This is a genomic window from Prosthecobacter sp., assembly GCF_044373815.1.
GTDB lineage: Bacteria > Verrucomicrobiota > Verrucomicrobiia > Verrucomicrobiales > Verrucomicrobiaceae > Prosthecobacter.
Map to the genome: position 1 here is coordinate 20,483 of NZ_JBIPNG010000025.1, position 7,799 is coordinate 28,281.

Annotated in this window: 10 protein-coding genes; 6 read left to right on the forward strand and 4 right to left on the reverse strand. The window is 59.8% G+C overall.

Features of this window, described 5'->3' with window-relative positions; translation table 11 throughout:
• Positions 1-60: 60 nt before the first annotated feature.
• The 5 genes from ACIREA_RS03845 to ACIREA_RS03865 all read left to right on the forward strand — a co-directional run bounded on the left by ACIREA_RS03845 (position 61) and on the right by ACIREA_RS03865 (position 3,918).
• On the forward strand, positions 61-501 hold the full coding sequence (locus ACIREA_RS03845; RefSeq protein ID WP_397380730.1) for a DUF3592 domain-containing protein: 441 nt from the start codon (positions 61-63) through the stop codon (positions 499-501).
• A 127-nt stretch (positions 502-628) separates the two neighbouring features.
• Positions 629-1,288, forward strand: a complete 660-nt coding sequence (locus ACIREA_RS03850; RefSeq protein WP_397380731.1) for a lysophospholipid acyltransferase family protein — start codon at positions 629-631, stop codon at positions 1,286-1,288.
• Between the two features lie 111 nt (positions 1,289-1,399).
• The gene (locus ACIREA_RS03855) at positions 1,400-1,840 is read left to right on the forward strand and encodes a hypothetical protein (RefSeq protein WP_397380733.1); all 441 of its coding nucleotides are present in this window, start codon (positions 1,400-1,402) and stop codon (positions 1,838-1,840) included.
• Between the two features lie 8 nt (positions 1,841-1,848).
• Positions 1,849-2,418: a pseudouridine synthase gene (locus ACIREA_RS03860; RefSeq protein ID WP_397380735.1), complete on the forward strand. Its 570-nt coding sequence runs from the start codon at positions 1,849-1,851 to the stop codon at positions 2,416-2,418.
• Between the two features lie 276 nt (positions 2,419-2,694).
• Positions 2,695-3,918, forward strand: a complete 1,224-nt coding sequence (locus ACIREA_RS03865; protein WP_397380737.1) for an aspartate kinase — start codon at positions 2,695-2,697, stop codon at positions 3,916-3,918.
• A 628-nt stretch (positions 3,919-4,546) separates the two neighbouring features.
• On the opposite strand, the gene ACIREA_RS03870 is transcribed toward ACIREA_RS03865, so the two are convergent.
• Genes ACIREA_RS03870 through ACIREA_RS03885 form a run of 4 tightly spaced genes read right to left on the reverse strand, consistent with a single transcriptional unit; the run spans position 4,547 to position 7,181 of the window.
• On the reverse strand, positions 4,547-4,837 hold the full coding sequence (locus ACIREA_RS03870) for a 30S ribosomal protein S6 (protein ID WP_300932826.1): 291 nt from the start codon (positions 4,835-4,837) through the stop codon (positions 4,547-4,549).
• Between the two features lie 19 nt (positions 4,838-4,856).
• Positions 4,857-5,438: an aminoacyl-tRNA hydrolase gene (pth, locus tag ACIREA_RS03875; RefSeq protein WP_397380739.1), complete on the reverse strand. Its 582-nt coding sequence runs from the start codon at positions 5,436-5,438 to the stop codon at positions 4,857-4,859.
• 54 nt (positions 5,439-5,492) lie between these two features.
• Complete coding sequence (locus tag ACIREA_RS03880) at positions 5,493-6,182, reverse strand: 50S ribosomal protein L25 (RefSeq protein WP_397380741.1); 690 nt, start codon at positions 6,180-6,182, stop codon at positions 5,493-5,495.
• 60 nt (positions 6,183-6,242) lie between these two features.
• The gene (locus tag ACIREA_RS03885; RefSeq protein WP_397380743.1) at positions 6,243-7,181 is read right to left on the reverse strand and encodes a ribose-phosphate diphosphokinase; all 939 of its coding nucleotides are present in this window, start codon (positions 7,179-7,181) and stop codon (positions 6,243-6,245) included.
• Between the two features lie 142 nt (positions 7,182-7,323).
• Between ACIREA_RS03885 and ACIREA_RS03890 the strand changes: the two genes are divergently transcribed.
• The coding region (locus ACIREA_RS03890; RefSeq protein ID WP_397380745.1) for a serine/threonine-protein kinase at positions 7,324-7,799 on the forward strand (476 nt) is incomplete at its 3' end.

Here is a 7,799-nt window from a genome sequence, read left to right on the forward strand (position 1 = left end):
ATTCGTATTGACCCTTCCGGCTGATTTGGATAAAACGGCGGCTTAATTCCACCAAATCACATGGAAACACCAACCAAAATCAAGCTGTTCGCAGCCATTGCAATCATCGCCGGTCCCTTCCTCACCTACAACGGTCATCAGGAAAAAGAGCGCCTGGCCAAACTGGAAAAGGAGGGCGTCACGGTGGATGGCATCATCGAAGGAGGGGAGTGGAAGAAAGGAAAGAATAGCAACTACCAGTTTGATGTTTCCTACACCCCGCAAAACGGCACCCCGGTAAAAAAGACCTTCAAAGTCACCTCCAACTATTTCTCCGCCCACGCCAGTGATACCGCTGTCACGGATCCGATGACCAAGGTGCGCTACCTCCCTTCCGCGATTCAAGACAGCGCCATTCTTGTCGGCGGCTCCACAGACTTCACGGCAGGTTTTAACTTGGGCATTGGTGCCTTCGTCGGCGGCTTGATCACGATGGGCATCATGTTTTTCTTGAAGAAGTAGGCCGGCTTGGCCCCGCATGAGCCATCAATCCACGGCGGGAGAAGTCTCCCGCCTTTTTCATGCCCTGCTCCGGCATCCCTCACCTTGACCTCAGATCAGAACACCGCCATGCAATGCGCTCACACTCATGGCTAAAATCCGCATCAAATCCGCCGGCAAGATCATCGCAGGAATCATGCGCTGCATCGGCTCGACTTTGCGCTGGGAGGTGCGGGATGACGCCGGTGTTTTTGATGCCACCCGCAAAGGCTGGATCTGGTCCTTCTGGCACAACCGCATGTTCCTCATCCCATGGCTGCACCATGAGTGGTTCGCCAATGTTCCCGGCACCATCCTGACCAGCCCCAGCGGCGATGGCCAGATCATCGCCGATGTCTGCGCCAGCTTCGGCATCGAAGCCGAGCGCGGCTCAAGCTCCCGGCCCGAGAAAGGCATGAGCGCCCTCATCGCCCTCGCCGCAAAGGCACGTGAAGGCTACGAGATCGGCATCACCCCCGATGGCCCGCGCGGCCCCCTGCATCGTGTACAGCCAGGCATCGTCAAGCTCGCCCAGCTCACCGGCGTGCCCATCATCCCCGTGCACATGCACTACAGCCACGCCATCCAGTTCAAGACCTGGGATGAATTCCTCCTGCCTCTGCCCTTTTCCAAAGTCACCCTCGTCTTCGACAAACCCCATCACATCCCGCGCCGCATGACTGAGGAGGAGTTCGAGCAAAAGCGCCTCGCATTAGAAGATGTGATGCGTTTTGGAACCATCCTTGAAAATCTTCAGCGCTCCCGCTAGCCTCGCGGCATGGAAACGCTCTCCGTCCGTTGCAACCACTGCGGCGCTCCGCTTCAAGTCTCCGACGCCACCCGTTTCGTCACCTGTCAGTTCTGCCACAGCAGCCTGGAGGTGAAGCGCACCGAAAGCTCCATCTTCACCGAGGAAGTCGCCAAGATCGCTGAACACACCGGCAAGATGGCCGAGAGACTGGAAGTCATCACAATCCAAAATGAGATCGAACGGCTCGACCGGGAAAATGCTCACGCGTTGGCAGCCGCTCAAACCGCGCCAGCGACACCCGGAGTGGGAATCGCAGGAGGTTGTGTTCAGGTCATTGGGTTGCTCCTGTTCACTGCCTTCGGTCTGTTTTTTGCCACCTCCACCTCTCAAATGGGCGCTCCATTTATCCTTCCCCTCTTTGGTGGGGGATTTGCCCTCATCGGCGTCATTTCACTCATCGCCGTGATTGCCAAAGCAGCCACAAGCGGTGCCAAGGATGGGCAAGCAAGCAGCTACGAGACCCGCCGTGCTGAACTGGTGCAGAAGCTTGCGGCACTCGCCGAAAAGTAAGTTCCCGCATGCTCCTCGCCTTCTACAAGCCCTTCGACGTCCTCTCCCAGTTCACCCAGGAGCACCCCTCCCACCGCACCCTCGCCGAATTCGGCTTCCCACCAGACGTCTACGCCATCGGTCGTTTAGACCGCGATTCCGAAGGCCTCCTGCTGCTCAGCGACGAAGCTCGCTGGAATGACCGCCTCCTCAATCCCCGCCACGCCCATCCCCGCACCTATCACGCCCAGGTGGACGGCCAGATCACCGATGAAGCGCTGCGCAAACTCCGCTCCGGCATCGACTTGAAGGATTTCCACTCCCTGCCCTGCAAAGCCCAGCGCCTCGACACCGAGCCCGCTCATCCGCCACGAGATCCCCCCATCCGTGTCCGCAAAAACATTCCCACCTCCTGGCTCGAACTCACTCTCACCGAAGGCAAAAACCGCCAGGTCCGCCGCATGACCGCAGCCGTCGGCTTCCCCACCCTCCGCCTCATCCGCGTCAGCATCGGCAGCCTCAAACTCGCCGATCTAGGCTTGCAACCCGGAAAATGGAAGCGCCTGGACGCCGCCGAGGAACGCCAGGTGCTCGCCTGAAGCTCTCCGGCAGTACGATGGGCACTCATGCCCGTCGCCCAGCGTTCCCGCCAGCATCCACGCCTCCCAAGCTAAGACACCACACCGCCGCATCAACGGCAGGGTCCTCCCTCCTCAGCCTTCCGCAAACCCATCCCCTCAGAAACAACCGCCAACCATCGCAAACAACCGCCAACTACGGCAAACTCCCCGTCCCCCACCGCCCCTCCCCCAAACTCCGTCCTTGCGCACCCGCCCCACCATGCCATTTTCCGCGCCCTTTCCCAACCCCCCAGCATGGCACTCATCGTCCAGAAATACGGCGGCACCTCCGTCGGCACTCCAGAGCGTATCCGCAACTGCGCACGTCGCATTCTGGAAACCCAGCGTGCTGGCAACCAAGTGGTCGCCGTGGTCTCCGCCATGTCCGGCGTCACAGACAACCTGATCCGGTTGGCCAAAGAAGTCTCCCCCGAGCGCGAACCCATCGAGCGTGAGATGGACGTCCTCCTCGCCACCGGCGAGCAGACCACCATCGCTCTCACCGCCATGGCCATCAATGCCCTCGGCGGCAAGGCCGTCTCCCTCACCGGCGCACAGGCAGGCATTTCCACCGATGGAGTGCACACCAAGGCCCGCATCGTCAATATCACCCCGGATGCCGTGAAGAAGATGCTCGACGAAGGCAACATCGTCATGCTCGCCGGTTTCCAGGGCGAAACCGCCAGCGGAGAAATCACCACCTTGGGCCGTGGCGGCAGCGACTTGACCGCCATCGCCATGGCCGCCGCCATCAAGGCCGACCTCTGCCAGATCTACACCGACGTGGACGGCGTTTACACCTGCGACCCTCGCGTGGTCAAGACCGCCCAGAAGATCAACGAGATCAGCTACGAGGAAATGCTCGAAATGGCCTCCTCCGGCTCCAAGGTGATGCAGAGCCGCAGCGTCGAGTTTGCCAACAAATTTGGTGTGCGCTTTGAAGTGCGCAACAGCATGAACAACAACCCCGGTACCATCGTGAAAGAAGAATCCCCCGGCATGGAGTCCGTCGTCGTCCGCGGCGTCAGCCTCGAGCGCAACCAGGCCAAAGTCACCATCGACGACGTCGCCGACCGCCCCGGCATCAGCGCCGCCATCTTTGGCGCCATCGCCTCCGCCAACATCACGATCGACATGATCGTGCAGAACGTCAGCTTCGACGGCATCACCGACATCTCCTTCACGCTCAGCGGCGCAGACCTCGCCAAGGCCGAAACCGTGCTCAAGGCCGAACTGCCCGGCCTCGGAGATAAAGCCCAGCTTCGCACCCAGAGCAGCATCGCCAAGGTCAGCGTCGTCGGCATCGGCATGCGCAGCCACAGCGGCGTCGCCGCCAAGATGTTCAAGGCCCTCGCAGACGCCAAGATCAACATCCAGATGATCTCCACCAGCGAAATCAAGACCGCCGTCATCGTCGACGAAGCCGAAGTCGAAAACGCCGCCCGCGTCGTCCACACCGCCTTCGGTCTCGACGCCTGAGATCAACGGCCCCTAATTGAGACAAAGAATCGTTCGTTCCTTGGCCTTCCGGTAGCACCGGCCCAATCCCCACGCATGCGCGACAGCGTCGTGGAACCGGAGCGCAGCGGAGATAGACAGCCAGAGGCTGCCCGAAGGGTGAGCGGAGCGAATCAACGCGTGCGGCAAGCCTAGGCGCGACGCCGCTTTCGCAAGCCGGACAGCAAACTCAGTACAAAGGACTTTCGACGCCCCGCAAAAGCGGTGTCGTCGGAGCAGGCTTGCGCCAAGCACTCAGCCACCGCACGCGATGACACTGGCTCGCATCTAAACCGGCTGGCTTGACACACATGACTGGCACTCCCCTCTCCAGCTCCAACGGAGCTGCGTCATGACGCCCAGGGCCGCTGAGCCTTGGCGAGGTGCCCCTGGGTAAGCACGCCGTCATCATCGGGAAGCAAATCCAGCGCCTCCGCAACACACCACGCCCACCAGCAGCGTCTGCAACGAGCCCCGCTGCACGCCTGCGCCACGGTTCCAACAGACACTCATCACATCGATTTCACTCAACCAACCCCACTAAAAAACAAAACCCCGGATCGCGCCTAAACGCGAAACCGGGGTGATGAAAAAACACCGACGTGGCGGACTACGCGCTGCGCTTCAGGTAATACTGCTGATACACGTTTTCGTTCAGCTTCAGCTTGGCACGGAGGCTGTCCAGAGCGGCAGGTGCGCCGGAGAACTGGATGTTGATGAAGTGGCCGCCTTCGACGTGACGTGGGTTGAAGGGGAACTTGCGTTTGCCCATGTTGTCGATCTGCTCAAGCTTCAGACCGGACTTTTCCATGTCTTTGCTGATCGTGCTGACGAGGGAGTCAACGGTTTCTTCTTTGCCTTTGGTGTCGAGCACGATGAGTGCTTCGTATTTGCGGTTCATAGGTGTGTATTTTCGGGGTTTAAGATTCGGTTTGTCGGTTGAAGACATTCATGGCTGCTTCCAAGCCGCGATCAACAGCAGAAAGCACGGCATCCGCAGCGCGTTGGATCACGATTTGAAGCTCGGTCTGCTCCTCCGTGCGGAATTTCCCCAGCACATGGCCCACCATGCGTTCGCCGGCAGGTCGTCCATTCTCCGGAGAGATGCCAACCTTCAGCCGCGGAAACTCATCTGAGCCAAAGGAGGAAATCATCGACCGGATGCCATTGTGGCCGCCAGCAGATCCACTGGCACGAAAACGCAGACGGCCCAGCGGCAGATCCACATCGTCGTAGACCACCAGCGTTTGCGCCGGTGTAGCTTTGTAAAAATGAGCCACCGCTTGCACAGATCGACCGCTGTCGTTCATGAACGTAAGTGGCTTGAGCAGGTAACCGCCCGTGAATTTCGCCACAAGACCTGACCACCGCTTTTCCTCGCGGAAAGCGGCTCCCATGCGTCTTGCGATTTCGTCCAGCACCATAAATCCAATGTTGTGGCGTGTGTCTCGGTAGGTTTCGCCGGGATTGCCGAGACCCACAATGAGACGCGGCGCGTTCACGCCGCTGCTCGTTGTTTCCGCTCGGGAAGCCACATCTTGGAAAAGGTGCGGAGATTACTTCTTGGCAGCTGGCTTGGCGGCGGCAGCGGCAGGCTTGGCGCCGGCAGCAGGAGCAGCGGCAGCAGCTGGCTTGGCACCAGCAGCAGGAGCGGCGGCAGCGGTAGGCTCGGGCTCGACTTCAACCTTCGGCTCTTCGCACATGACGATGACCACATCACCACCCAGGTGGCAGATGACACCTGCAGGGAAGGTGATTTCGCGGACGTGAATGCCCTGGCCAACTTCGAGACCGGTGACGTCGATCTCGATGCTTTCTGGCAGATCCTTCGGAAGGCAGCGGACTTCGATTTCGTGATGAATGGCTTCCACCAGTCCACCCTGCTTGAGGCCTTTGGCTTCACCGATCATGGCGACAGGCACGTTGGCGTGAATTTCTTCATCAGCAGCAACGGCGTGGAAATCAATGTGAAGGATGCCACCGCGGAGGTAGTCGTGCTGCACTTCCTGCACCAGCGCGAGCTGCTCTTCGGTGGAACCGGCGATCTTCAGCGAGACAAGAATGTTGTCCGAGGCGCTGCCTTCAAGAAGCTTCGAGAAAGTTTTGCCGTGCACCTGGATGCTGGAGGGCTTCACCTTGCGACCATAGAGGGCGGCTGGAATGGTGCCTGCCTTGCGCATGCGTTTGACGGCGCCGGTGCCGGATTGGGTGCGGACTTCTGCCTGGAGATCGAGAATTTTAGCCATGGTCGGGGTTCCTCACTGGAGGAGATTAAGTTTTGGAAAAAGGGCGCGGAGAATACACGCCTACCCCCGCGTGTCAAACAGGGATGTGACAGACTCGTTCCCGTGGATGCGGGCAATGGCCTGCGCCAGCAGGGGGGCGATGTCCAATGCGGTGACTTTATCTCCCGTTGCCTGCGGGGTCGAATTCGTGGCCAGCAGCTCAACAATCGGCGATTTGGCGATGCGATTCCGGCCTTTCTCACCCAGCACGGCGTGCGACACACCGGCATAAATCTTTTTCGCCCCGTGCTTCAGCAGCAGGTCGGCGGCCGCAGTCAGCGTCCCGGCCGTTTCAGTCAGGTCATCCACCAGAAGAACATTTTTCCCTGCCACGTCGCCAATGACACTGTGCGCCTCCACCTCTTCGGCACTGACACGATTTTTTGCCACAATCGCCATCGGAGCACCCAGCGCCTTGGCAAAGGCATGCGTCATTTTGATGCCGCCCACGTCAGGAGATACCACCACAAGATCGCTGATTTCACGCTCGCGAATGGTCTTCATCAACACGGGAGCCGCATACAGATGATCCACTGGAATGTCGAAGAAACCCTGAATCTGCCCGGCGTGCAGATCCACCGTGAGCACCCGGTTCACCCCGGCGGCCACCAGCAGGTTCGCCACCAGCTTCGCTGTGATCGGTACCCGCGGGCGGTCTTTACGATCCTGGCGCGCATAGCCGAAGAACGGCAGCACTGCGGTGATTCGGTTGGCGCTCGCACGGCGCACGGCATCCACCATGATGAGCAGTTCCATCAGGTTCTGGTTCGTCGGCGGACAGGTCGGCTGCACAATAAAAACATCACCGCCGCGGATGTTCTCATGGATTTGCACGAAAGTCTCGCCGTCCGGAAACGTGGTCAGCTCCGCGGCACAGAGGGCCATGTTCAGGTTTTGGGCAATCGACTTCGCCAGCGTCGGGTGGGCGGAGCCGCTTAAGATCTTCAGGCTTTCATTCATGGGGCGCGGAGTTAGGCGAGTCTGTCACAGAAATCAACCCATCGCGTCATTCCGTGCCTCAATGCTTGTGCTTCGAGACAACTTCTCGTACCTCTGGAGGTAAATCTGCTACTAAATTGGCCTCCTCTTCCCTAGCCCAGTCATGAGTGATTCCTCCAATCCCACCCCTCCGCCGAAGACCACCGGCGGTGGCTGGCGCTGGGAACCGCCCACACCGGCGGAATTGCAGGAAATTCTGCCCCAATATGAAGTTCACATGCTCGTCGGCCGTGGCGGCATGGGTGCCGTCTACAAAGGCCTTCAGCTCAGTCTGGATCGCGCCGTCGCCATCAAACTGCTCCCACCCGCCATCGAACGGCAGGATCTTGCCTTTGCCGAGCGCTTCAAAAACGAAGCCCGCCTGATGGGCCGCATGAATCATCCCGCCATCGTCAGCGTGTATGATTTCGGCCGCACTACGGACGGCCAGCTCTACTTTGTCATGGAATACGTCGATGGCACCGACGTCCAGCGCATGATCGCCCGCGAAGGCAAGCTGCCCCCCGAGCACGCCCTCGCCATCACCGCGCATTTGTGCGATGCCCTCGGCTACGCTCACAAGCAGGGCATCGTGCATCG

Bases quoted from the DNA above. Each gene is read 5' to 3' on its own strand.
- ACIREA_RS03845 (WP_397380730.1), top strand. From the start codon at position 61: ATGGAAACACCAACCAAAATCAAGCTGTTCGCAGCCATTGCAATCATC.
- ACIREA_RS03850 (WP_397380731.1), top strand. From the start codon at position 629: ATGGCTAAAATCCGCATCAAATCCGCCGGCAAGATCATCGCAGGAATC.
- ACIREA_RS03860 (WP_397380735.1), top strand. From the start codon at position 1,849: ATGCTCCTCGCCTTCTACAAGCCCTTCGACGTCCTCTCCCAGTTCACC.
- ACIREA_RS03865 (WP_397380737.1), top strand. From the start codon at position 2,695: ATGGCACTCATCGTCCAGAAATACGGCGGCACCTCCGTCGGCACTCCA.
- ACIREA_RS03870 (WP_300932826.1), bottom strand. From the start codon at position 4,837: ATGAACCGCAAATACGAAGCACTCATCGTGCTCGACACCAAAGGCAAA.
- ACIREA_RS03880 (WP_397380741.1), bottom strand. From the start codon at position 6,182: ATGGCTAAAATTCTCGATCTCCAGGCAGAAGTCCGCACCCAATCCGGC.
- ACIREA_RS03885 (WP_397380743.1), bottom strand. From the start codon at position 7,181: ATGAATGAAAGCCTGAAGATCTTAAGCGGCTCCGCCCACCCGACGCTG.